We start from the raw sequence: 22,985 nt of genomic DNA, 5'->3' as shown, positions 1-22,985 counted from the left end.
ACATTTTATTTCAAATCGTATATTCCGTTGGTTTTTCAGTGCGCACGTGGTAAACCGATTATTGTTGTGGGAATCGATTACGTCTAATATATTATTTTATAGAATCGATGAATTTAAGGAATAGCAGTTGAATAACAAAGACTTGATATACTTCCTTAAAGTGGCAGAGCTCAAGCATTTGGGATATGCCTCACAGAATCTTAATTTAACTCAGCCTGCCTTATCTAAATCTATTGCTCGCCTCGAAAAGCTTTGCCAAACCCGTCTGTTTAAACGTCTGGGGCGTGGATTGGAATTGACCGAAGCCGGGCGTTTGCTCTATCAACGCGGGTTAGTTTTACAAAACGGATTCGATGAAACACTGCGCCAAATCGCCGAGATGGGCGCAGGATTGTCGGGCGTGGTTCGCCTTGGAAGTGCGGGATCGGCAACTCAGTTTCTGCTGCCTGCGGTGTGCCGTGAGATGCAGCTGCTGGCACCGAACATCAAGCTCGAAATTCAGATTGGCATGAACGATGTGCTGTACGGCATGCTTGGGCGCAACGAGCTGGACTTCATTCTCGGCCCGATCGTCAAGGGCGACAAGCCGGTAATTACCGTGCCAGTGACAGAAGACCACGTGGTGGTCGCCGCCAGTAGAAATCATCCGCTCGCCGGGAAAGAGGCTACCGCTGCGCAGCTTAGTCGCTGTGGCTGGATTTTGCCTGCCAAGAGTGTGGCAATGCGCAAATGGCTCGACCGATATTTCTTCGACAATCACTGCCCGGCGCTCGACGTGCGGATCGAAATCAGCTCGCTGGCCGCCGCGCCGGAGCTTATCGCCGAAAGCGGCCTGCTCAGTTTTATCTCGGAAAACAGCCTGTCTGAGGAAGTCTTCGCCTCACGCCTGGTGAGGGTCAAAAATGACGATGTCATTATGGCGCGCAGTTTCGGTATCACCTATCTGGCTGAAAATACGCTGTCGCCTGCCGCTCAGCGAGTGATTGAGGTGATTCAAGATTATAAAAATCTCTAACTGGATTCCTTGTTTTTAGCCTGCATCAGCCGATTCATAAAGCGTCGCGGCGGTTCACCCAACAGGCGGGTGAACATGGTCGAGAAGCTGTTTGGGCTCTGATAGCCCAGTTCCAGCGCAACCTGGGTGATGTTCTGCCCGCGTGAGAGCCGGTCAACGGCGCTCACGACGCGTAAACGATCGCGCCAGCGGGTGAAGGTCATGCCGGTCTCAGCCTGAAACAGACGCGCCAGTGTGCGCGGGCTGCAACCTGAGCGTTCAGCGACCTGTTCGAGGGAATAATTATTGCCCGGATCCTGCTGAAGCAGGTGGGTTATCTGCCGTAAGCGGCGATCTTGCCCCTTGGGAATAAACAGCGCGATACCTGCACTGGCGGCACTGAGCTGGTGGACGATAAGCTGGCAGATGGCGGGAATATCGTCATTGTTGCGGCCGGGAGCCGTAAAGGTCAGCGCCTCGAGAGCCAGTTCGCGCAGCAAATCTGACACCTGCAAGGTTTGGCATTCTTGCGGCAGTGAAACGCAGTGCTGCGGGGAAATCAGCAGTTGGATCACATCTGAAAATTCGCTGTAGGATGCCGCGTGGGCCACGTCTGGCGTCACCCAGATTGCACGACCCGGCGGAGCGAGCCACCAACCGTCGCGCGTGGTAATCGATGAGGTGCCGCGCGTCACGAAGGTCAGCTGCCCCTGCGGATGGCGGTGTTCCGCAACCTGTGTTCCTGCTGAATGGGTAAAGCGTTTGGCTTCCAGCGGGGTAAAAGCAGACATGGCATAACCTCAAAGCTTATTGTCAGTTATGCGAATGTTTTTATCACTGATAGCGTCATAATGCCATTTATTCGCCGCTCACGACGTGGAGCGCCATTTAAAAAGGAAAATATTATGACTAAACCCCTGCGTATTGTTGGCATGGCCGGCAGCCTGCGTGCCGATTCCTACTGCAAGATTGTCCTGAACTCACTGGCCGATATGCTGCCTGCGGGTTCCGAGTTCGTCAGTCTGGACATTGGCGAACTGCCTCATTATAACCAGGATCTCGATTCTCCCGTGGGTCCCGCTCAGGTTCATCAGGCGCGCGACCTGATTGCCAGCGCCGATGCGGTGCTGATGGTGGTACCTGAATTCAATCACGGGATCCCCGGCGTGCTGAAAAATGCCCTCGACTGGCTGTCGCGCCCGGCCTTTACCAGCTGCATGGTCGGTAAACCGGTCATGTTCGCCACACTCTCCCCCGGCGCGCTGGGCGGGGTCAGAGCGCAGTATCAGCTGCGCGAAACGCTGGCAGCGATGCTCTGCAAACTGGATCCCCTGCCTGAAGTGGCCATCACCTTTATCGGACAGAAGGTCAGCGACGGCCAGCTCACTGATGAGGTAACTCGTACCTTTACGCAGAAGATTCTGAGCCAGTTTGTGGCACGAATCTAATCCTCAGGCTGGGAGATAACCATGCAGATTTTCTATGCGTTGCTTGCCGGACTGTCGGTCGGGCTGTTTTTTTCCTGGCTGAAACTGCCGCTGCCGGCACCGCCGACGCTGGTTGGCATCGTCGGTGCGGCAGGCGTATTTCTCGGCAGCGTGATTTTCAGGTCGGTCGCCGCCTGGCTTCACTGATCCCTTTCACACAGCGGTTCGCTGGCTGTGGCAGGGGATTTTCTCAGGCATAGCGCCGCGTAGACAATCACCGCAGAGACCAGCGTGATAGCCGCCAGCCACAGCAGCAGCTGATGAAACGCGTCGGCGTAGATCAACGTAAGCTGTGAAGCGCTGACGTTGGGTAGCGCAAGACTTGCCTGATACAAATCACCGGTTGCCAGACGCTGAATCGCCTGACTTTCCGAGGCCGAGTGGGTGACAGGAACGATTTTCTGTAGCCCATGACCGACAAACCCCGCCAACATCGCTCCGACGATGGCCAGGGCAATGCCTTCACCCGCGACGCGCGTGGTGCTGAATATTCCCGTCGCCATACCGGCGCGTTCTTTAGGCACTACGCTTATCGACAGGCCGTCCATCAGTCCCCACGGCAGGCCTATCCCGACGCCGATAACGACCATCGGCACCAACGCCCCCAGCATATTCTGATGAAGAATGGCCTGACTCAGCCAGCCAAGCCCGACGGCGGAAATCAGCAAGCCAAGGGTGCAGACCAGCCCGGCAGAAATCCAGTGGGTCAGCAATGGCGCAAACATAGGCACAAATAGCATCGGCAGCGACAGCGCCATCATCATCAATCCGGCCTGTTGTTCAGTCATTCCGGCAACGCCGATAAACTGCATTGGCAGCAGCACCAGCAGCACCACAAAAGCAAAAGCCGTGGCCAGTGGCAGCGCTTGCACGCCAATGAAGCGGGCATAGCGGAACAGCGACAGGTCAAGCATCGGGTGTTTGACGCGTTTTTCGACCCCTACAAAAAGCACCAGCAGCACGACGGTCGCCGCCAACAGGCTCAGCACCAGCGCGCTGTCTGCGCCCTGAGCCGGAATAGCCATCAGCGCCCAAGTCAGCAACGCCAGCATAGCGGTAAAAAGCACCGTACCGGGCCAGTCGATGCCCGCTGCATCAGGGTTTTTTGATTCGCGCAGGCGAGAGACGCCAATCGACAGCGACAGCAAAGCGATAACCATTGAGGAGAGAAACACCGCCCGCCAGCCGAAGTGCGCGATGAGCAGGCCCGCCAGAAAAGGGCCAAACGCTAATCCAATGCCAAAGCTGGAACCGAGCATGCTGAATGCCCGCATTTGTGCACGGCCCTCAAACTCCTGCGCCAAAGACGCCGAACCGCCCGCCAGCGCTGCGGCGGCGGCAACGCCCTGTAAGGCGCGCATCACATCAATCCACAGCAGGCTCGAACTGAAGCCAATCAGCCCGGAGAGCAGGGCAAACAACGAAACGCCGGAGATGAACACCTTTTTGCGCCCGACCTCGTCGGCAAGCGATCCGGCGGCCATTAGGAAACAGCCGAAGCTGAGCATAAAGGCGTTAGTTATCCAGCTCAACGCCTGCGCGCTGCCGCCGAGTTCGCGGCTGATAACCGGCGTGGCTATCGAGCCGCTGACAAAGCTCAACGGCAGAATAATACCCGCCAGACAAACGGCGACCAGCACCGGCATTTTGCTTGCTGGCGCGGCGGCAATAGAAGGATTACTCATGGGCTTCTCCAGAAAAGGTGATATTGCCTGATGATAAAATGTCTTAAATTTGACGGAAATGGGCTTGTTGTCCGATGATTAAGGACAAAAGCGCTCTAATAAAGGGTCGGAAGTGAGTATGGATAATATCAACGGCATGTTGGCCTTCGTGCGAGCGGCGCAGTGCCACAGCTTTACCGCCGCCGGTGAGCGGCTGGGAATTTCCGCCTCGGCGGTAGGAAAGAGCGTAGCACGGCTTGAGTCGCGGCTTAACGTCCGACTGTTTAACCGCAGCACGCGGCGCATCAGTCTGACCGACGAAGGCCTGCTGTTTTTTGAGCGCTGTCAGGCCATTGTGTCGCAAATGGAAGAGGCCGAATTCGAACTGTCGCGCCTGTCGGCCCAGCCGCGCGGTAAGCTGCGCGTCGGCCTGCCGGCGATTGGCTATCGCATGCTGTTGCCTTACCTGTCTGAGTTTATGCAACGCTATCCCGAGATTGAGCTGGAGCTAGACTTCAGCGATCGCATGGTGGACATCATCGCCGAAGGGTTGGACATCGCCATACGCAGCGGTGAGCTGACCGACTCCGAGATGATGTCACGCACTCTCGGGCCGTTTCGCTTTGTCATTATCGGCAGCCCTGATTACTTTGCGCGTCATCCGCTTCCCCAAACGCCCGCTGATTTGCAACAGCACCACTGTTTACGCTATCGCTTTCCTAAAAATGGGCAGTTGCAGAATTGGGACTTCAATAACGACTTTTCGGAAAGCATTCCCAGCTCTCTTTCTTTTAACAATCTTGAAGGTTTACTGCAGGCCTCGCTACGAGGGATTGGGTTGACTTATGCACCCCAGTTTATTGTGAAGGAGTATCTGGCGTCGGGTGCGCTAGTGTCGGTATTGGGGGACTATCTGGACGAAGCCGGAAAGTTTTCCATGGTTTGGCCGAGCAGCCGTCATCTGTTGCCCAAGATTAGAGTGTTTATCGATTTTCTAACCGAAAAACGGGTGTTGAGCGAAATATAAACCGATCCTGCTTTTTTGCGCAGGATCGGGGAGTCAGGCGCCGATTAATCGTAAAGATCGGGTACGATCATGGTGTCAGGCAGAAGAGTGCGCTTGTAGTCGTCACTGTAGTTGCGTTTCGGCAGCGTGATGGTTGGTGCTTCCATCTCTTCGTAAGGCACCTGTGCCAGCAGGTGGCTAATGCAGTTGAGACGCGCTTTCTTCTTGTCGACGCCCTGAACAATCCACCACGGCGCCTCTTCGATGTGGGTGCGTTTGAGCATCACTTCTTTCGCTGCGGTATAATTCTCCCAACGGCGGCGGCTTTCAAGGTCCATCGGGCTGAGTTTCCACTGCTTCAGCGGATCGTGAATGCGGCTTAAGAAGCGCAGTTCCTGCTCTTCATCGGTGATGGAGAACCAGTATTTGACTATCTGGATCCCGCTGCGGGTGAGCATTTTTTCAAACTCAGGCACGCTGCGGAAAAATTCTTCATATTCCTGATCGCTACAAAATCCCATGACTTTTTCAACACCGGCGCGGTTGTACCAGCTGCGGTCAAACAGCACCATCTCGCCCGCTGCCGGGAGATGGGCGATATAGCGTTGAAAATACCACTGTGTGCGTTCCCGGTCGTTAGGAGCGGGGAGGGCGGCAACCCGACAGGTGCGCGGATTAAGTCGCTGAGTTATGCGTTTGATTACGCCGCCTTTCCCTGCGGCATCGCGTCCTTCGAAGATAATGACCATACGGTGACCGGTTCGCATCACCCAGTCCTGCATTTTTACCAGCTCGCCCTGCAAACGCAGCAGCTCACGGAAATACTGCTTACGCCAGGCTTTCTGGTCGTCGCATTCCGGCTCCCCGTCACCCAGGCGTCGGTCGTCCAGTTCCATTTCCAGCTCTTCGTCGTAGCTGTCATAAAATTCTTGTAATAAGCGTTGGTTAAAGGTGAATTCACCGGGTGAACCATTCTCGTGCATAGCCATAACGCTTTCCCTCAAAGTCATGCCGAATGCCAATTAATCCCCTAAGATTATTCGTACCAAATGTGGCATTTTTATGACGGAAAGATGACGGTTAAATTTCTGTTTTATATTGGTATTTTTATTTATTTTCGCGGCATAAAGGGGTTGATTTTATCCTGGCAAATGGCGTAATTAAGCGATGTTCCCGGTTAATACAGATAAACCATGCTGGAAGAAAAATCGCATAAAGTAGACTTTACCGATGAGGTTACGGGATTAATCCATGGCTTTGTCTTTAAGGAACATCAGACGCCAAGGCGGATAACGTCGGGACAGATCCAGGCCGAATATCAGCAGCAAAAAGATACCCCGGGCTTCCTCTGGCTGCACATCAATCTTAATCATGCGGCCTCCGAAAAATGGCTTAGAAAGCAGTTTGATATCGAGGAGTTTTTCTTCGAGGAGATCCGCAACGGTTCACACAGCACGCGCATCGAGAGTCAGCATAACGTGTTGTTTGCGGTACTTAATGACGCCAACTTTAAGGAGGACGGCTCTGGCGAAGAGACGGCGACGCTGTGGCTTTATTGCTGCACCGGTCTGGTGATTACTGCACGTCATAAACCTCTGCGACTGATTGAACGTTTGTTTCACAAGCTTGAAACTCTGGCACCGACCTCGCCAACTTCGCTGCTGGTGCATTTGCTGGAAGAGCAGGAGGACGTGCTGGAGCATATCGTGCGTCAGGCAAACCAGTATGTCGATCAGATTGAGGAGCGTCTACTCAGCGGACTGGTTAAGAAGAACCGCACAAGGCTCGGGCGTATGCGACGCCAACTGCTGCGTTTTCAGCGCCTACTGGCACCGGAACCGGCGGCGTTATTTCGTCTGATGAACCGCCCACCGCGTTGGCTCAGCGCCGAAGTAGTCAGGGATCTGCGCCAGTTTGCTGAAGAATTTACCGTAGTGTTAAATGACCTGGTAGGGTTGACGGAGCGTATTCGCCTGCTTCAGGAGGAGATTTCTTCGAGTCAGATGGAGCAGAACAACCGCTCGCTGTATGTGCTGACCGTGATCACCGTGCTCGCACTGCCTATCAATATCGTCGCGGGGTTCTTTGGTATGAACGTCGGCGGTATTCCGCTGGCCTCCAACCCGCACGGTTTTGTGCTGCTGGTGCTGGTTGTTGCGCTATTTACGGTGATTGCTGGCTGGTTCGCGCTGCGTAAACGGGATGATGATTGAGACACTACAGCGCGATGCTTTCCATCATCACGATCATTTTCTGAATCACAATCTGCGCCGCGCGAGAAAGCTGACGACGAGGCGCGACGCAAAGCGCCAGCGTCAGCGGCTTGACGCTGTGTCCCTGAAGCGGCACGAAGGCCAGGCGTTTTTCCTGTAAATCGGGAAACACGTCGAGCAGGCTGAGTACGCCAACGCCGGCACCTTTGCGGATCAATTCACGCATCATTCTCACATCATTACAGACAATCGATGGCGTCTCATGCAGCTGATAGCGGTTGTAAAGCAGTTTGGCGCGGGCGTTGATCATCAGCGGTTCGGCCGGGATGATTTGCCGATACTCGGTGATATCGCTGAATGACAGCATTTTTCTATGCGCTAACGGATGACCCACCGGCATGGCAATGCCAATCGGCAGTTCGGCGAAGGCGCGCACCTCGAGACCGGTGTGCTCGACAGGGTCGAGCAGCAGGCCGAAGTCAACCTCCGAAGAGCTAACGTGCTCGCTGATATTGCGGCTTTCCTCAATGCGAATATTAAAGGTCAGATACGGAAATTCTTTACCTACATCGGCAATCAGCTGCGCGACCATGCCCTCACTGAGCGCGGCGATAATAGAAATACTGACGTGTCCTCGGCGTAATCCCTGCATTTCATCAAATCTTTCGCGGGTGCGAATAAACTCTTTGCGCCAGCGTTTAATATCATCAAAGAGCATCTCACCGGCTGACGTCAATTTCAGACCGGTCGGCAAGCGCTCAAATAACGGCGTTTCCATGGTCTGTTCGGCGAGCAGAATCTGCCGGTTAATTGCCGATGCCGAGACGTGCAGCGTCTCGGCGGCTTTACGCAAACTTCCGGTACGGGCGACTTCAACAAAGTATTGTGAAAAGCGAGAAAATGGCGACATATGAGGGTGTACTAATTTTTGCAGTGAATTAGTGAGATATCTATTATGGACTGCATCACCCGTTTTTCCTAGATTGTACGGTGCTTCTTTGTAAAACAGTCACATCAGACGTTTTTTATACAAGTCGGGTGGTAAGTAAACAAGTAAGCTATAAATTAACAGGCAGTGATGACAGGGTTCGTCAAAACACGCAGTACTTTCCGTGTGTCTTATTAAGGGCCGGACGAATCTATGGCATCTGGACTCCTGGCTCGCGGACGTGTTTTGAAAAACAAAACTTATAACAAGCGTGTATTCATACAACGCGACCGAGAGAAATCTAATGTTAGAGAAAATATTTAAACTCAAAGCTCATCGCACTAACGTGCGCACTGAGATATTGGCAGGCTTGACTACATTTCTGGCCATGGCATATATCCTGTTCGTAAACCCTTCTATTCTTGGCGCTACCGGCATGGACAAAGGATCGGTATTTGTTGCTACCTGTCTTGCTGCCGCAATCGGTTCCGCGCTGATGGGATTCATTGCAAACTATCCTATTGCGCTGGCGCCAGGCATGGGCCTGAACGCCTTCTTCACCTACACCGTCGTGCTGCATATGGGCTATAACTGGCATATCGCATTGGGTGCAGTATTCCTCTCGGCCTGTATTTTCTTCGCGTTATCTATTTTCAAAATCCGCGAGTGGATCATTCGCAGCATTCCTATGCCGCTGCGTTCGGCGATTGCCGCCGGTATCGGCTTGTTCCTGGCGCTCATTGCGCTTGAAGGCTCTGGTATTGTGATTGGCAATCAGGCCACGCTGGTGGGGCTGGGTGATTTGACCAAGCCTGCACCGCTGTTTGCGATGCTTGGCTTTATCATCATTGTGGTGCTGGAAGCGCGTCGCGTTACCGGCGCCGTGTTAATCGGTATTCTGGCGGTGACCATTCTGGCTATCGCCCTGGGCTATACCCCGTTCGGTGGCGTGATGTCTATGCCGCCTTCCATCGCACCAACCTTCCTGCAGCTGGACATCAAAGGTGCTTTCAACGTTGGCTTGATTAGCGTGGTGTTCGCCTTCCTGTTCGTCGACGTGTTCGACAATTCCGGTACGCTGATTGGTGTCACCAAGCGTGCGGGTCTGGCAGACGAAGAGGGCAACATTCCTAAGATGGGTCGCGCGCTGTTTGCCGACAGCTGCGCCGCGCTGTTTGGCTCACTGTTGGGCACCTCGACCACCACCAGCTACATTGAATCGGCGGCGGGCGTTGAAGCCGGTGGCCGTACCGGTTTGACCGCTATCGTAGTGGCTATCTTGTTCCTGCTGAGCCTGTTCTTTGCGCCACTGGCGGGCAGCGTGCCTGCATTTGCAACCGCGCCTGCGCTGTTGTTCATCGCGGTACTGATGACCTCGGGCCTGGCCGAGATCGACTGGAAAGACATCACCGTTGCCGCACCGGTTACCGTAACTGCCCTGACGATGCCACTGACCTACTCGATTGCTAACGGTATCGCGTTCGGCTTTATCACCTGGACACTGGTGAAACTGCTGAGCGGCCGTGCGCGTGAACTGAATGCCGCACTGGTTATTCTGTCGCTTCTGTTTGTTATCAAGCTGGGATGGTTGAGCGCTTAAATGACAATTTATTGTTAAATTGCATTTTTAGCGCGAGAACAAGGCGGGGCAATCCAAACGGCTCCCGCCTTGAAAGTCCCACTGGCAGGTCTGGGCCGCTGCCCTGCACATAAGGCGCGTGCCCTTGACCCAATAGACCCTAAAAGCGGCTAAAGGGCCGCCGTGCTCGCAATTTGTGATTAAAACTCCTCGCTTTTAGGCCTTTCTGTGCTGACCAAACTTCAAAAATACTCCAGCTTTTGTTATATTATTGACCACTTCGTCTGTGAGTTTTTTATCAGTCGAAAGAGTTTATTTTTGATACCGCTTTCCCAGGATAACGACATGTTAGATTTTCGCTTTCCGACAGCAATGCAGATGGTCTTTAGTGTGGCACTGGCTGAAAAGTCAGGACAGCGCTGTACCAGTGCGACTCTGGCAGCGAGCCTGGAAGCTAATCCCAGCTTTATACGCAAGCTGATGGTGCCCCTGACGCATCAAGGGATCATCGTTTCAACGCTTGGCAGGACCGGTTCTATCCGCCTTGGCCGCGTGGCAGAATCCATTACGCTGCGTGATATTTATACCAGCGTCATCGAAGACAAACGCCTGTGGGCGGCCCGACCAGAAGGGTCGGCCAAGTGTCTGGTGAGCGCCAACGCCTGCGGCTATTTTAAGTCCGTGGTCTATGAAGCTGAAGAGGCCTCGATGGCCGTACTGGCGAAATACACTGTCGCCGACGCGCTAAACGAGTTCGAACGCAACGGCAGCTACAGCTGTGGCGGCGAAGAGCTGGCCGCTAAATAGCGCTTCAGGCTCAACCTGTTTGCCGCTCAACATCCTCTCCTGATTAAAACAAAGGGGACTCGTCGCCAGGCGAGTCCCCTTGTTGTTTCTACAGCTTAAGCGTTTGCATTAGCTCAGGGTTACTGCCTCGGCTTCAGGCTGCGCCTTTCTGCTGACCAACTTCCTCAGAGCGACGTAGAATACCGGCGTCAGGAAAAGACCGAACAGCGTCACGCCGAGCATGCCCGAGAATACGGTAATCCCGGTCACACCGCGCACCTCCGCCCCGGCACCGTGGCCGAGAATCAGCGGGATAGTCCCTGCAATAAACGCAATCGAGGTCATCACAATCGGACGTAAACGCAGTCGACAGGCTTCGAGTGCGGCCTCAATTATGCCCTTGCCCTGAATTTCCAGCTCGCGGGCAAACTCGACGATCAGAATGGCGTTCTTACAGGCTAGCCCCATCAGCACCACCAGTCCAACCTGGACGAAGACGTTGTTGTCCCCGCCGGTCAGCCAGACGCCGAACAGCGCTGACAGCATGGTCATGGGGACGATGAGGATCACTGCCAGCGGCAGCGTCCAGCTTTCATACAGCGCGGCCAGCACCAGGAATGCCAGCAGCACAGACATCGGGAAGACGATGAGTGCCGCATTGCCCTGCGTAGACTGCTGGTAGCTCAGGTCTGTCCATTCGATATTCATGCCGTTAGGCAGCAGATTCTTCGCCATTGATGCGACCTCGGTCATCGCCTGTGAAGACGACAGCACGCGCGGATCGGCGTCGCCAATCAGGTCCGCCGCTGGATAACCGTTGTAGCGGATCACCGGATCCGGCCCATAGGTAGTCGTAATGTTGACCATGCTGCCAATCGGCACCATTTCACCCTTGTCGTTGCGAGTGCGCAGATTGGCAATGTCTTCCACACTTTCCCTAAATGGCCCGTCAGCCTGCGCGATGACCTGCCAGGTGCGACCAAAACGGTTGAAGTCATTGATGTATGACGACCCCAGATAGGTCTGTAGCGTGCTGAACAGCTCGTTGAGCGACACACCCTGTGCCTTGGCTTTGTCGCGGTCAATCTTCGCTTCCAGCTGCGGCACGTTGGCCTGATAAGCCGAAATCGGGAAGCTCATACCCGGCGTCTGCATGATGGCGCCCGACAGTGTGTTTACCGCCGACTGGAGCGCACCGTATCCCAGCCCCGCACGGTCCTGAATATAAAGAGAATAACCCGACCCCTGGCCTAGTCCGAGGATCGGCGGTGGCATTATCGAGAACGCAAAGCCTTCCTGAATCTGAGAGAGCTTGGCGTTGATCTCGGCGTTAATCTGCGCCGCCGTGCGGCTGCGTTCGCTCAGCGGTTTCAACGCGAAGAACACCGTGCCGGTATTCGGCGTATTGGTAAACTGCAGTGCGTTAAGTCCCGGGAAGGCAACCGCGTCAATCACGCCGTCGGTTTGCAGGCCCAGAGCGCTGATTTTACGAACTACTGCGTCGGTACGTGACAGCGACGAACCTTCGGGCATTTTGACCCCGGCAATCAGGTACAGCTTGTCCTGCGTAGGGATGAATCCGCCCGGCACGGTTTTAAACATTAATCCGGCGGCGCACAGCAGCAGAACGTAGACCACAAACACGGCACCGCGACGGCTCAGCGTTTTGGACACTGCGCTTTGATAACGATGCGAACTGGCGTTAAAGAAGCGGTTAAACGGACGGAAGAGCCAGCCAAAAAGACGGTCGATAATCCGCGTTGGTACGTCCTTCGGTGCGCCGTGAGACTTCAGCAGTATCGCCGCCAATGCCGGTGACAGCGTCAGGGAGTTAATCGCTGAAATCACAGTGGAGATGGCAATAGTCACCGCAAACTGTTTGTAAAACTGACCGGTTACGCCGGATAAAAACGCCATCGGCACAAATACGGCGCAGAGCACCAGCGCAATCGCGACGATAGGACCCGACACCTCGCGCATTGCCTGATGCGCCGCCTCGCGCGGGGCCAGTCCTTCCTCGATATTTCGCTCGACGTTTTCCACCACCACAATGGCGTCATCGACCACTATCCCGATTGCAAGCACCAGCCCGAACAGGCTGAGCGTATTCAGTGAAAAACCCAGCAAATACAGAATGCTAAAGGTACCGATCACTGAAATTGGCACCGCGAGCAGCGGGATAATCGACGCGCGCCAGGTTTGCAGGAACAGGATGACAACCAGCACCACCAATACCACCGCCTCGAGCAGGGTATGCACTACGGCGCTGATGGAGTCACGCACGAATACCGTCGGGTCATACGGCGCGCGCCAGGTCAGCCCATCAGGAAAGCGGGTCGCCAGTTCGGCCATTTTGGCCCGTACGGCGTTCGACAAATCGATCGCGTTAGCACCCGGTGCCTGGAAAATACCGATCCCCACGGCGTCCTTATTGTTGAGCTGAGAGCGAAGGGCGTAGCTGCCCGAACCCATCTCGATACGAGCGACGTCTCGCAGCCGCACGATGGAGCCGTCCTCACTAGTTTTCAGAATGATATTGCCGAACTCGGTTTCGTCCTTCAGACGGCCTTGGGCATTGATCGACAGCAGATAGTCGCTGTCTTTCGGCATCGGCTCTGCGCCCAACTGACCGGCAGAAACCTGCACGTTTTGTTCACGTATTGCGGTGACGACGTCCGAGGCGGTCAGGCCACGTGCGGCCACTTTATTGGGATCGAGCCAGACGCGCATCGCATATTCACCCGCGCCAAAAATCTGCACCTGACCGACGCCGGGCAAACGTGCCAGTTCGTCTTTGACTTTCAGCGTGGCGTAGTTACGCAGGTACAGTGAATCGTATTTTCCGGAGGGTGAATATAGATGCACCACGAGCGTCATGGTGGGCGACTGCTTCTGGGTCGTCACGCCTTGGCGCTGTACGTCCTCTGGCAGCCGTGCCGCAGCCTGCGCAACGCGGTTTTGCACCTGAACCTGCGCCTGATCGGGATCGGTTCCAGGGCGGAAGGTCACGGTGGTGACCAGGACACCGTCGGAGCCCGCGACCGACTTCATGTACATCATATTTTCGACGCCGTTGATTGCCTCTTCCAGAGGCGTAGCGACGGTTTCAGCGATTTCTTTCGGGTTCGCGCCGGGATATTGGGCGCGAACCTGCACGCTTGGCGGCACGACGTCTGGGTATTCGCTCACCGGCAGCAGCGGTATGGCTATCGCCCCGGTGACCAAAATCAGAATCGACAGGACGGCGGCAAAGATTGGCCGGTCGATAAAAAAGCGGGAAAAGTCCATGAGACGGCGTCCTGTTATTGTGCTTGTTCAGAGGCAATTGGCGTTAAGTTTCTCGCCATATCCACGTTTTTCGCGTTGACCGACATGCCCGGCATAAAGACCTTCTGCACGCCGTCGACTACCACCCGATCGCCTGCTTTCAGACCCTGCTGCACGATGCGCAGTCCGCCGGACATTGCGCCCATCTGAATGTCGCGACGTTCTGCTTTGCCGCTCCCGTCGACCACGTAAACATATTTGCGGTCCTGATCGGTCAACACCGCCTTGTCATCGATTAACAGAGCGCTAAACATAGGACTGCCGGGCATTTGCACGCGCGCGAACAGGCCGGGCGTGAAGCTGCGGTCGCCGTTATCGAGCAAGGCGCGCATGCGGATGGTACCGGTGCTGGCGGTAAGCTGGTTATCGGTGAAATCGAGCATCCCCTGATGCGGATACCCCTCCTCACCGACCAGTCCAACGTGTACCGGCAGCGGTGCGTTGTTGTGCTTTGCGTCGCGAGCCATGGCCTGATAACGCAGGAATGTGCCTTCATCGACGTCGAAATAGACGTAAACTTTATCGAGTGAGACTAAGGTGGTTAGCACGCTGGCGCTGTCACCGGCGGTCACCAGATTGCCGGCGGTTATCATTGCGCGGCTGGCCTTGCCGTCGATCGGGGCGGTTACGCGGGTGAAATCGAGATTGAGCTGAGCCATATCCAGCTGGGCCTGTGCGGCCAACACGTCAGACTGGGCCTGAGCGGCGGCGGCGCGACGCTGTTCCCAAAGTTCTTTGGATACCGCCTCGGAACCTACCAGTTTTTCAGTGCGAGCCGATTCGCTACGAGCGAGATTGGCCTGATTTTTGGCATGCACCAGTTGGGCCAGAGCCTGCTCCTGTGCTGCACGATAGGTACGGTCATCGATGGTAAACAGCACCTGGCCTTTTTTTACTTCCTGGCCTTCGACATAGTTTACTTTGTCGATGTAGCCTGAGACACGAGGGCGAAGTTGAACGCTTTGCACCGCCTCAACCCGGCCGGTGAACTCGTCCCACTGTTTGATTGGTTTTACCACTACGGCGGCCACGCTGACGGCCGGTGCAGGCGGAGCTGAGCTCTGCGCTACGCTGTTGTCACACCCTGAAAGTAAAGCAACCATCAACGCTATCCCTGAAAGGGGGAGAGCAAGATGCGTACCAGAGCGACGCTCGCTTGGTATCACGAAAGGATTTTGCAGGCTAATCATTGTTTTAATGTCCGGTATCTATTGCGATGAACACGCGCTATCAGGCAGTCCTCCCCGGTCCTGTCCACCGGCGATGAGTCCTTTGACTGATATTTTTATGCGGATTTGCACCTGTCATAGGCACAATAAGGTATCAATTACTGATACACTATTTCATGGCGATTGTAGGGAGTGGCCTAATAAAGTGCAAGAATTATTGTTGCACTTTATGTGCTATTCTTTATGGCGATTTGTTTTGATGTGTAACTATCCGCAATCGAAAAATTAAATGCAATAGTAAAACTTGCATTTTATTCAAAACTGCGTCAGCCTTAGCACAGGCTCTCTTGCGAGGGCAAAAAAAACACAGCGGGAGAGCGGACATGAAAACCGAAGATTTTATTCACGATCTGATCGACTGGATCGATAACAACCTCGAAGAACGCCTGGATATTAAAACCGTGGCCAAACGTGCAGGTTATTCACGCTGGCATTTGCAGCGCATGTTTAAAGAGCATACCGGGCTGCCGATGGGCGAGTATATTCGTGCCCAGAAGATGAAAAAGTCGGCGGATATGCTAGCCAGCAGCGGTGAAACCATCGTCAGTGTTGCAATTTCACTGGGGTTCGACTCACAGCAGTCTTTCACCCGCAGCTTCAAGCGTCAGTTCGGCCAAACGCCGGGGGATTGGCGTCGAGCCGAAAATGGCCAGCCTGCGGCACATGCTTGCCACTGATGCATTTTGGGCGGCAAACTGCCGCCGCATTACTCGGCTGCGCGATGCAACTCTCGGCTTAAGGCCATTAGCTGCGCATTTAGCGGCAACAACTTTTTCTGAATCGCATTGTATTTATCCAGCTGAGCCTGGTTGGCAAACTGCAAGGTGTTACCAGAAATAGTGACAGTTTTACCCTGACTTTTAATGAAATCGGCCTTAACAACAATGTTTTTCAAGACTTCTGGCAGCAGCGTGAATATCTGTTCTGCGGCCGCAGAGGGCTGTGAAACAACTTTGTTATAGGCCTGGTCATAGGTTTTTTTCAGATCTTCAGGCTGTTTCAGCCCCTCTCTCTGCGCGTCGGTCTGAACCTGCAGCAATTTTGTTTCTTCAAGCCACCTTGGACTTTTATCTGCCATTTTCTGCAGCTCGTCTCGTTGCTGAAGTAACGCATTGACTGACGTTAGCGCATTCATACTGCTAAATACCGGTACCAGCGAAGAGTTAAGCTCTGTTTCCATTTTCTGATGAAAATCCCTCATCACCGCGTAGTCTTTGATGTACTTACCGAAGGCCGTTTTCTGGTCCTGCGTCAGTGCAGGAAGATTCGTTCCCTGTGCGGTAATAATCTGCGCCTGTAAAAAGTCGATAAAGGCTTTACGCTGTGCAGGCTCCTTATCTCCGCAGCCTGCAATCGCTGTTACCAGCACCAACAGCAGGCTGGTTATCACTAGCCTCCACGGCTTCTTTCCCTGCTTAACGGGTAGTTTGAACTTAGTTAATGCAAATACGCCCATGACTTACCTTCTCCTCTTCTGCAGTTCCCTCATTATTTACCTTAGCTCAAGGGGGCAATTTATGTCCTTTCATCGACAGAGTGACCCTAGGCGTTGTTTTTTCTAAATGCATTGAGGTTTTCTGCCGAGCGTTTTCAACGTGAAATAGACGCTTTCATCAAGGAGAAATGGCAGGTATTTAACAGCAATAAGAAAGTGGTGTATTGAGACGTTAGGCTGGGAAGATTTCCGGCATCGTGAATGGAAAAGCGATGCCGGAGAAGAGGGCGTTAATGCAGTTCACTCAGCAGCTGTGCGCGAGTCCACGGTGGATGGCCGGTAATATAGGCCGCGAGCTGTTCAATCATGTTCTGAGTGGTGGCCTTATGGCCGGTGCTCAGCAAAATAATGGGCAAGATCAACATAATGGCCAGCTGTGGCAGCGTAAAATGTTTCACCGTCTGATGGCGATGAGCATAGAGGAACAGGCTGCTGGCAGAGAGTCCCAAAATCAAGCCGGTAATCACTTCGCTTGGCGAGTGCGCCTGCAACACCACTCGACTTATTCCAATCATAACGGGCAGGAGATAGCCGATGACTATCATCGTGCGGTGGATGCCGCGGCGATAGCCACCGCTCAGGAGCCACATTAATACCGGCCAGAAGGTGGCTGACATTGTGGTATGCCCGCTAAAACCTGTAAAATCATAGGTTGCGCTGCCAATTCCCCAGCCGAGAAAAAGCAGTTTTGAAACACTGACGATGAAGCCGGTGAGGCCAAAAGTAAATAACCAGGCCCAGGGAGTGAGTCTGCCCGTTACTTTCCATGCCATAAATAAGGCGATAATTATCCCGCTCGGCAGCAATAGCATACTGTCGCCAAAATAAGTCAGGCTATTCCAAGACAATAGGATTCCCCTTAATTAAATCTAACTTTATGTTTAAAAAAGATTTGTAATAAGAGGAAGTGTATCAGTAGGGGGACACTGAGTGAAAGCAAAATGACCTTCACTCAGCATCAGATAAATCATATTTTACCGCAGTTTATTCTCACTCTAAGAGGCGGTTGATTTATAGCCACATTTTTCGCGTGCTTTACAGGGCGTCGGCAATCGCCTGACCTAACTCACGCGTATTTCCCTTACCGCCGAGGTCGCCCGTCAGTGGGGCTTCGTCTGCGCCTCTGCTCAATACTTTTTCAATCGCCTGTAATACTTCTGCGCCTGCCTTTTCATAGCCGAGATGTTCCAACATCATGGCACCACACCATATTTGACCAATCGGATTAGCGATCCCCTTGCCCGCAATATCTGGGGCAGAGCCGTGAACCGGCTCGAAAAGGCTTGGGAACAGCCCCTCGGGATTAATATTGGCAGAGGGAGCAATGCCGATAGTGCCTGTGCAAGCGGGACCCAGGTCCGAAAGAATATCGCCAAACAGGTTGCTGGCGACCACTACGTCGAACCAGTCAGGGTGAAGTACGAAGTTCGCGGTGAGAATATCAATGTGATACTTATCGACATCAACCTCAGGATAATTTTTACCCATCTCTACGACACGCTGATCCCAGTAGGGCATGGTAATCGCAATACCGTTAGATTTTGTCGCCGAGGTAAGATGTTTTTTCGGTCTTTTTTGCGCCAGTTCGAAGGCATATTTCAAAATACGGTCGACGCCTGTTCGCGTCATTACCGTCTCCTGAATAACCACCTCACGCTCTGTATTGGGGAACATTATCCCGCCCACGCTAGAGTATTCACCCTCGGTATTTTCCCGCACGACATAAAAATCGATATCACCCGGCTTTCTTCCTGCAAGCGGTGCTTTTACGCCTGGCATCAGGCGTACCGGGCGCAGGTTAACGTACTGATCGAACTCACGTCGGAACTGCAATAATGAGCCCCACAGTGAAATGTGATCTGGCACCACATCGGGCCAACCGACTGCCCCGAAATAGATAGCGTCAAACCCCTTCAGCGTTTCATACCAGTCATCTGGCAGCATTTTTCCGTGCTCGAGATAGTAGTCGGCACTGGCAAAATCGAACCCCTGCCATTCCAGGTTAATACCATGTTTTGCCGCCGCTTTCTCTATCACCTTGATGCCCTCAGGCATCACTTCTTTACCGATGCCGTCACCGGGGATAACGGCGATTTTGTGTGTTCTTTCAGACATGCTGTAGGCCTTCTGCTGTTTTAATTTATTTATTGAGATAGGTTGCTGGAGATGTTTTATCGGACTGATTGAGTGTAAATGCTTCACTGGTGCTCAACAATTTGCTAAATATTTAAGGCATTCTTAACTTAAAGTGAATAATGATGTCCTCTACCGACGATCTGCGGTTTTTCACCCTGGTGGCGCGCCTCGGCAGTCTGACGGCGGTCGCACGTGAAATGGGATTGACCCTGCCTGCGGTCAGTAAACGTTTAACGCTCCTTGAACAACGGCTGGGTGTGCAGCTGGTGCTGCGCACGACACGACGTCTGGCTCTTACGCTAGAGGGAGAGCGTTACGTTGAGGGCGCTCGGCCGATCATCACGCAGATTGCCGAGCTTGAGAGCGCAGTTTCCAACAGCCAGGCGCTGTTAACCGGCCGTTTGAATCTCAATGCCTCGTTTGGGTTTGGCCGCCGTTTCATTGCGCCGCTCATCTCTTCTTTTCATCGGCTTCACCCCAATCTGGATATCGATTTACAGCTCACCAGCCAGCCGCTCAATTTTCTTGATAACAGCGTCGATATCGACCTGCGCGTCGGTGAACCGCCCGACTCACGGCTGGTCGCGATTAAATTAATGAGCAACTCTCGCGTGGTGTGCGCGGCGCCTGCTTATCTGAAGAAGTATGGGGCACCGAATACCGTTACCTGCCTGGCGCACCACAACTGCATCGTTCTGCGACAGTACGAAAGCGATTATTCGCTGTGGCGTTTTACTAAAGACGGCAAGGAGTATGTGCAGAAGGTGAATGGGGATTTGTCCAGCAACGACGGTGAGACAGTCGTACACTACGCCAGGGATGGACAGGGTATTATTTTGCGCTCGCGGTGGGATATAAAGAAAGACCTGGAGCAGGGGGATCTTATTCCATTACTGACCGACTATCAGGCACCGGCTGCCGATATTTATGCCGTTTATACTTACAGGAAACATCTTCCAGCTCGGATTAGCGCGTTTATCCATTATCTGAAGCAGCATTTAAGCTAACCAGATTGTTTATTAGGCGGCAGGTAAAAGCATCGAATCCGACATGCCTGATCACCTGGCATGCCCTGAGCAGGGTGAGGCGATATTGATTAACTCATTGAAAATATCCCGTCTTTAATGAGTTTATGAATGCAAAACAACCGTTTCAATGTTTTTTGCTCTAAAAAGCAACGTTCAGGCGTGTTATCCTGACAATCCGTTAAAAAGCCGTTGACGCCGAGCGGCCATTACGGTTTAATGCGCCGCGTTGCCCGGATAGCTCAGTCGGTAGAGCAGGGGATTGAAAATCCCCGTGTCCTTGGTTCGATTCCGAGTCCGGGCACCAACCATTCAGAAACGGACGCCTTTTGGCGTCCGTTTTACTTTATAAAGTCAACATGTTATCCCGTTCTTCATGTTCACTACTGTTCATTAAAATTCACTGGCAGCCACTAACTTTTGTTGGTAAAAAAGTTGGTAAACTCAGTTCGATGAGTTTACCAACATTTACCTCACCGGAGGCCCGCCATGCGCTTAACTGATATTGCAGTCAAAAACGCCAAGCCTTCCGCAAAACCGACCAAAATTTCTGATGGCAAAGGGCTGTATCTGCTCGTTCATCCTAACGGTTCCAAATACTGGCAAGCTGCTTACCGCTATGACGGTAAGCAAAAAGTCTTCTCTATTGGCACTTACCCTACCGTATCACTTGTAGAAGCTCGTACAAGCCTCTTAGAGATGAAATCTCTGTTAGCCAGTGGCATCGACCCACCTCAACAGAAAAAAGCTGTGAAGGCAGAAGAGCGTGGAGATTTTAAGTTTGAAGCTGTAGCGCGAGATTGGCACAAAAAAATGTCTGTCAGTGAGCGGTGGATACCTCAACACAGCGAACGGATTCTAAACAGTCTCATCAATCATCTTTTCCCGGCTCTTGCTTCAAAAGATATTACGAAACTAACCACTCGTGATCTGCTTCTTCCTCTGCGTAAAATTGAGGCCAAAGGTCAACATGAAACAGCTTCACGCCTGAAGCAGCGTATTACAGCTATCATGCGTTATGCTGTTCAGGAAGATATGATCAGTCAAAATCCGGCAAATGAGCTTGGTGGCACATTAATTACGCCTAAGCGGACTCATTATCCCGCTCTTGAACTTGAGCAAATACCCGATCTATTAAGCCGCATAAATGCTTATAAAGGCCGCAGACTCACTGTATTAGCTTTAAAGCTAACTATGCTTGTATTCATTCGTTCAAGTGAACTACGCTTCGCCCGTTGGGCTGAAATAGATTTTGAAAATAAACTTTGGATCATTCCGCCAAATCGTGAAGAAATCAAAGATGTAAAATTTTCTGAGCGTGGTTCTAAAATGCGTATACCGCATTATGTGCCGTTAAGTCATCAAGCTATTGATATTCTAAAAGAACTGAAAGAAATCAGTTATGGTATGTCTGATGGACAGGGATTAATTTTTATTGGTTGCCATGATTACCGTAAACCAATGAGTGAAAATACCGTTAATAAAGCCTTACAGCTTATGGGTTATGACACCCAAAAAGATATTTGCGGTCATGGCTTCCGCACAATGGCTTGTAGTTCTCTTGTTGAGTCAGGTATATGGACTGAAGATGCTATAGAAAGACAAATGAGCCATAAAGAACAAAATAATCTTCGTGCTGCTTATACTCATAAAGCAAAACATATTACACAGCGTCGTTTAATGATTCAATGGTGGGCTGATTATCTCGATGCTAATATAGAAAAACATATTATGCCGTTTGATTTTGCCAGATCAATGCTCTGATTATAGAAATTACATAAGAGCAGAAACTCTGCTCTTATGATTGATATCAAATAGCGAATATTTCATTCCACCCATTTTTAGTCTTTATGGGTCTTAAATATGAGCCAACAAATTCCTTTATTTCGGACAGAAGAAGTTCAATTTGGAGTAAAGATAATAAAGCTATAGTGCTTTTAATAAACTCTGATATATCCACAAAATTAAATGATTTATTTTTATAAGTTAGAACACCTTCTTGATATCCGTCCAAAGTATTTATATCATCAGGTAGCCGACATATGAATATAATTGGTTTTTCCAGAGAGTCTGTATCAGCTAGGGACTGAATACTATCGTCCAATCTTTTGTAATCTATTTTTTTAACAGTTATTTCGTAGAGATTTAATATTACACCTTCATTTTCGAGCCATATATCAGCAGGTTTTTTCGATGTGGTATTAGTTCCAAAAACACTTTCATCTCCGCCAATAACATTAATTGATGATTGGTTATACAGGGAAGATAATATTCTCGAAATAACAAACTGCGGTATTGTTCCAGACTCAGGATAATTAAGGGTGAAGTTAATTAACTTTGAAGCAACAATCTGATTTGAAAGAAAAATTTCATTAATCGTGTGAATGACTACTGAACCACACTCCCGCGAATAAGATAACAAACGGAAAAAGAAATAATTGACAGTTTTTTGCCGAATAGCATCATCATCTTCACTGCTAATAATTCTTAATAAATCAACTGCAGCCATCGCAGTTTTCTGAGGTCTTCTCCCCTTAGCCCAATTTTCGTCTAAAACATTATTATTTTTTGCTACATTTAATGGATCTGATTTCCCACAGGGTATTTTCATTTCCTGAAATGCGTAAAATATTCCATTTTCAAAGATCGATCGTGGATTACATTTGTAGAAATCATTCAAATAATCATAGTTATCATCAAGAAACTTGCCTGTTAAAGCAGTAGCAACAATCCCTCTGAAACCCATAGCTTTAACATAAATTAAATCCTGAGTGATAGATTTAATCCTTTGGAAATCAGGTAAATCTTCAAAATCACTTTCGTTTAGTTGAGCTACGGTTGATAGTTGATCTAAAATAAACTGTTTAGCTTTATCATTTCTTGTTTGAACATTCATTTTTTATCCATAACGAAAAAATTGATTATTATTTCACGGAGTTTTTTATTTTCAGATATTCTATAAACTTCCAACATTTTCTTTAATTCTAAAACGTCTAAGCGGCGCTCTTTATGCTCTACTTTGGATATATCAGCCTGAGTAAGATTAAGCGCAGTCGCTACCTCCAATTGAGATAGACCAAGGCGCTTACGCTCTTCAGCAAGTCTGTCTATTAACT

The 22,985-nt window shown here is 51.5% G+C and carries 21 protein-coding genes and 1 tRNA gene; 11 read left to right on the top strand and 11 right to left on the bottom strand.

The features are described from left to right. Positions 1 to 127 precede the first annotated feature (127 nt). Positions 128 to 1,015, top strand: a complete 888-nt coding sequence (locus tag BS640_RS21200) for a LysR family transcriptional regulator (RefSeq protein ID WP_017491501.1) — start codon at positions 128 to 130, stop codon at positions 1,013 to 1,015. Here the strand turns inward: BS640_RS21200 and BS640_RS21195 are convergent. Next, positions 1,012 to 1,785, bottom strand: a complete 774-nt coding sequence (locus tag BS640_RS21195; protein ID WP_017491502.1) for an AraC family transcriptional regulator — start codon at positions 1,783 to 1,785, stop codon at positions 1,012 to 1,014. The genes BS640_RS21200 and BS640_RS21195 overlap by 4 nt on opposite strands. A 114-nt stretch (positions 1,786 to 1,899) precedes the next feature. Here BS640_RS21195 and BS640_RS21190 point away from each other — a divergent pair, with 114 nt between their 5' ends. Together BS640_RS21190 and BS640_RS21185 are read left to right on the top strand one after the other, a co-directional pair. Beyond that, positions 1,900 to 2,442 (top strand): NADPH-dependent FMN reductase, encoded by a 543-nt coding sequence (locus BS640_RS21190; protein ID WP_017491503.1) that lies wholly within the window; start codon positions 1,900 to 1,902, stop codon positions 2,440 to 2,442. A gap of 21 nt (positions 2,443 to 2,463) precedes the next feature. Beyond that, on the top strand, positions 2,464 to 2,628 hold the full coding sequence (locus BS640_RS21185) for a XapX domain-containing protein (RefSeq protein ID WP_017491504.1): 165 nt from the start codon (positions 2,464 to 2,466) through the stop codon (positions 2,626 to 2,628). On the opposite strand, the gene BS640_RS21180 is transcribed toward BS640_RS21185, so the two are convergent. Beyond that, on the bottom strand, positions 2,622 to 4,166 hold the full coding sequence (locus BS640_RS21180) for an MFS transporter (protein WP_017491505.1): 1,545 nt from the start codon (positions 4,164 to 4,166) through the stop codon (positions 2,622 to 2,624). The genes BS640_RS21185 and BS640_RS21180 overlap by 7 nt on opposite strands. Positions 4,167 to 4,284: 118 nt before the next feature. On the opposite strand from BS640_RS21180, the gene BS640_RS21175 reads away from it, so the two are divergent. After that, a complete protein-coding gene (locus BS640_RS21175; protein ID WP_017491506.1) occupies positions 4,285 to 5,172 on the top strand; it encodes a LysR family transcriptional regulator in 888 nt (295 codons plus the stop codon). A gap of 44 nt (positions 5,173 to 5,216) precedes the next feature. Here BS640_RS21175 and ppk2 read toward each other — a convergent pair whose 3' ends face one another. Next, on the bottom strand, positions 5,217 to 6,140 hold the full coding sequence (ppk2, locus tag BS640_RS21170; RefSeq protein ID WP_017491507.1) for a polyphosphate kinase 2: 924 nt from the start codon (positions 6,138 to 6,140) through the stop codon (positions 5,217 to 5,219). A 204-nt stretch (positions 6,141 to 6,344) separates the two neighbouring features. On the opposite strand from ppk2, the gene BS640_RS21165 reads away from it, so the two are divergent. Then, positions 6,345 to 7,364 carry a transporter gene (locus tag BS640_RS21165; RefSeq protein WP_017491509.1) on the top strand — a complete coding sequence of 340 codons (1,020 nt, stop codon included), beginning with the start codon at positions 6,345 to 6,347 and terminating at the stop codon, positions 7,362 to 7,364. A gap of 4 nt (positions 7,365 to 7,368) precedes the next feature. Here the strand turns inward: BS640_RS21165 and BS640_RS21160 are convergent, their stop codons facing one another. Next, entirely contained in the window at positions 7,369 to 8,274 is a 906-nt protein-coding gene (locus BS640_RS21160; protein WP_026110478.1) for a LysR family transcriptional regulator, read from the bottom strand. A gap of 322 nt (positions 8,275 to 8,596) precedes the next feature. On the opposite strand from BS640_RS21160, the gene BS640_RS21155 reads away from it, so the two are divergent. Both BS640_RS21155 and BS640_RS21150 read left to right on the top strand, forming a co-directional pair. Then, positions 8,597 to 9,892, top strand: coding sequence for an NCS2 family permease (locus BS640_RS21155; protein ID WP_017491511.1), 1,296 nt, complete (start codon positions 8,597 to 8,599; stop codon positions 9,890 to 9,892). A 324-nt stretch (positions 9,893 to 10,216) separates the two neighbouring features. Continuing rightward, positions 10,217 to 10,678: an RrF2 family transcriptional regulator gene (locus BS640_RS21150; RefSeq protein ID WP_017491512.1), complete on the top strand. Its 462-nt coding sequence runs from the start codon at positions 10,217 to 10,219 to the stop codon at positions 10,676 to 10,678. 108 nt (positions 10,679 to 10,786) lie between these two features. Here BS640_RS21150 and oqxB read toward each other — a convergent pair whose 3' ends face one another. Both oqxB and BS640_RS21140 read right to left on the bottom strand, forming a co-directional pair. Beyond that, positions 10,787 to 13,945 (bottom strand): multidrug efflux RND transporter permease subunit OqxB, encoded by a 3,159-nt coding sequence (oqxB, locus tag BS640_RS21145; protein WP_017491513.1) that lies wholly within the window; start codon positions 13,943 to 13,945, stop codon positions 10,787 to 10,789. Positions 13,946 to 13,959: 14 nt separating this feature from the next. Beyond that, positions 13,960 to 15,087, bottom strand: coding sequence for an efflux RND transporter periplasmic adaptor subunit (locus BS640_RS21140; protein ID WP_017491514.1), 1,128 nt, complete (start codon positions 15,085 to 15,087; stop codon positions 13,960 to 13,962). A gap of 449 nt (positions 15,088 to 15,536) precedes the next feature. On the opposite strand from BS640_RS21140, the gene BS640_RS21135 reads away from it, so the two are divergent. Then, entirely contained in the window at positions 15,537 to 15,890 is a 354-nt protein-coding gene (locus BS640_RS21135; RefSeq protein ID WP_017491515.1) for a helix-turn-helix domain-containing protein, read from the top strand. A 29-nt stretch (positions 15,891 to 15,919) separates the two neighbouring features. Here BS640_RS21135 and BS640_RS21130 read toward each other — a convergent pair whose 3' ends face one another. The 3 genes from BS640_RS21130 to BS640_RS21120 all read right to left on the bottom strand — a co-directional run bounded on the left by BS640_RS21130 (position 15,920) and on the right by BS640_RS21120 (position 18,823). Then, entirely contained in the window at positions 15,920 to 16,669 is a 750-nt protein-coding gene (locus BS640_RS21130) for a DUF3053 domain-containing protein (RefSeq protein WP_017491516.1), read from the bottom strand. 269 nt (positions 16,670 to 16,938) lie between these two features. Beyond that, positions 16,939 to 17,556 (bottom strand): phosphatase PAP2 family protein, encoded by a 618-nt coding sequence (locus BS640_RS21125; protein ID WP_017491517.1) that lies wholly within the window; start codon positions 17,554 to 17,556, stop codon positions 16,939 to 16,941. A 187-nt stretch (positions 17,557 to 17,743) separates the two neighbouring features. Continuing rightward, the gene (locus tag BS640_RS21120) at positions 17,744 to 18,823 is read right to left on the bottom strand and encodes a tartrate dehydrogenase (protein WP_084913272.1); all 1,080 of its coding nucleotides are present in this window, start codon (positions 18,821 to 18,823) and stop codon (positions 17,744 to 17,746) included. 143 nt (positions 18,824 to 18,966) lie between these two features. Here BS640_RS21120 and BS640_RS21115 point away from each other — a divergent pair, with 143 nt between their 5' ends. From BS640_RS21115 to BS640_RS21105, 3 genes are all read left to right on the top strand, one after another. Further along, positions 18,967 to 19,851, top strand: coding sequence for a LysR family transcriptional regulator (locus tag BS640_RS21115; protein ID WP_017491519.1), 885 nt, complete (start codon positions 18,967 to 18,969; stop codon positions 19,849 to 19,851). Positions 19,852 to 20,100: 249 nt separating this feature from the next. Beyond that, positions 20,101 to 20,176 (top strand) — tRNA-Phe (locus tag BS640_RS21110). Between the two features lie 182 nt (positions 20,177 to 20,358). Continuing rightward, a complete protein-coding gene (locus tag BS640_RS21105) occupies positions 20,359 to 21,633 on the top strand; it encodes a tyrosine-type recombinase/integrase (RefSeq protein WP_084913271.1) in 1,275 nt (424 codons plus the stop codon). A 46-nt stretch (positions 21,634 to 21,679) separates the two neighbouring features. On the opposite strand, the gene BS640_RS21100 is transcribed toward BS640_RS21105, so the two are convergent. After that, positions 21,680 to 22,765 (bottom strand): hypothetical protein, encoded by a 1,086-nt coding sequence (locus tag BS640_RS21100; RefSeq protein ID WP_084913270.1) that lies wholly within the window; start codon positions 22,763 to 22,765, stop codon positions 21,680 to 21,682. Continuing rightward, positions 22,762 to 22,985, bottom strand: a 224-nt coding sequence (locus BS640_RS21095) for a helix-turn-helix domain-containing protein (RefSeq protein WP_139802854.1), incomplete at its 5' end; no start/stop codon positions are given. The genes BS640_RS21100 and BS640_RS21095, both read right to left, overlap by 4 nt.

This window comes from Rouxiella badensis, from assembly GCF_002093665.1.
In the GTDB taxonomy this organism is placed as follows: domain Bacteria; phylum Pseudomonadota; class Gammaproteobacteria; order Enterobacterales; family Enterobacteriaceae; genus Rouxiella; species Rouxiella badensis.
The sequence above is the reverse complement of the archived record's forward strand: the minus strand, read 5'-3'. Positions and strand labels throughout refer to the sequence as shown.

What these genes read in the sequence shown, in the direction of transcription:
- BS640_RS21195 (WP_017491502.1), bottom strand. Translation starts at nt 1,785, where the DNA reads ATGTCTGCTTTTACCCCGCTGGAAGCCAAACGCTTTACCCATTCAGCA.
- BS640_RS21190 (WP_017491503.1), top strand. Translation starts at nt 1,900, where the DNA reads ATGACTAAACCCCTGCGTATTGTTGGCATGGCCGGCAGCCTGCGTGCC.
- BS640_RS21185 (WP_017491504.1), top strand. Translation starts at nt 2,464, where the DNA reads ATGCAGATTTTCTATGCGTTGCTTGCCGGACTGTCGGTCGGGCTGTTT.
- BS640_RS21180 (WP_017491505.1), bottom strand. Translation starts at nt 4,166, where the DNA reads ATGAGTAATCCTTCTATTGCCGCCGCGCCAGCAAGCAAAATGCCGGTG.
- BS640_RS21175 (WP_017491506.1), top strand. Translation starts at nt 4,285, where the DNA reads ATGGATAATATCAACGGCATGTTGGCCTTCGTGCGAGCGGCGCAGTGC.
- ppk2 (WP_017491507.1), bottom strand. Translation starts at nt 6,140, where the DNA reads ATGGCTATGCACGAGAATGGTTCACCCGGTGAATTCACCTTTAACCAA.
- BS640_RS21165 (WP_017491509.1), top strand. Translation starts at nt 6,345, where the DNA reads ATGCTGGAAGAAAAATCGCATAAAGTAGACTTTACCGATGAGGTTACG.
- BS640_RS21160 (WP_026110478.1), bottom strand. Translation starts at nt 8,274, where the DNA reads ATGTCGCCATTTTCTCGCTTTTCACAATACTTTGTTGAAGTCGCCCGT.
- BS640_RS21155 (WP_017491511.1), top strand. Translation starts at nt 8,597, where the DNA reads ATGTTAGAGAAAATATTTAAACTCAAAGCTCATCGCACTAACGTGCGC.
- BS640_RS21150 (WP_017491512.1), top strand. Translation starts at nt 10,217, where the DNA reads ATGTTAGATTTTCGCTTTCCGACAGCAATGCAGATGGTCTTTAGTGTG.
- oqxB (WP_017491513.1), bottom strand. Translation starts at nt 13,945, where the DNA reads ATGGACTTTTCCCGCTTTTTTATCGACCGGCCAATCTTTGCCGCCGTC.
- BS640_RS21140 (WP_017491514.1), bottom strand. Translation starts at nt 15,087, where the DNA reads ATGGTTGCTTTACTTTCAGGGTGTGACAACAGCGTAGCGCAGAGCTCA.
- BS640_RS21135 (WP_017491515.1), top strand. Translation starts at nt 15,537, where the DNA reads ATGAAAACCGAAGATTTTATTCACGATCTGATCGACTGGATCGATAAC.
- BS640_RS21130 (WP_017491516.1), bottom strand. Translation starts at nt 16,669, where the DNA reads ATGGGCGTATTTGCATTAACTAAGTTCAAACTACCCGTTAAGCAGGGA.
- BS640_RS21120 (WP_084913272.1), bottom strand. Translation starts at nt 18,823, where the DNA reads ATGTCTGAAAGAACACACAAAATCGCCGTTATCCCCGGTGACGGCATC.
- BS640_RS21115 (WP_017491519.1), top strand. Translation starts at nt 18,967, where the DNA reads ATGTCCTCTACCGACGATCTGCGGTTTTTCACCCTGGTGGCGCGCCTC.
- BS640_RS21105 (WP_084913271.1), top strand. Translation starts at nt 20,359, where the DNA reads ATGCGCTTAACTGATATTGCAGTCAAAAACGCCAAGCCTTCCGCAAAA.
- BS640_RS21100 (WP_084913270.1), bottom strand. Translation starts at nt 22,765, where the DNA reads ATGAATGTTCAAACAAGAAATGATAAAGCTAAACAGTTTATTTTAGAT.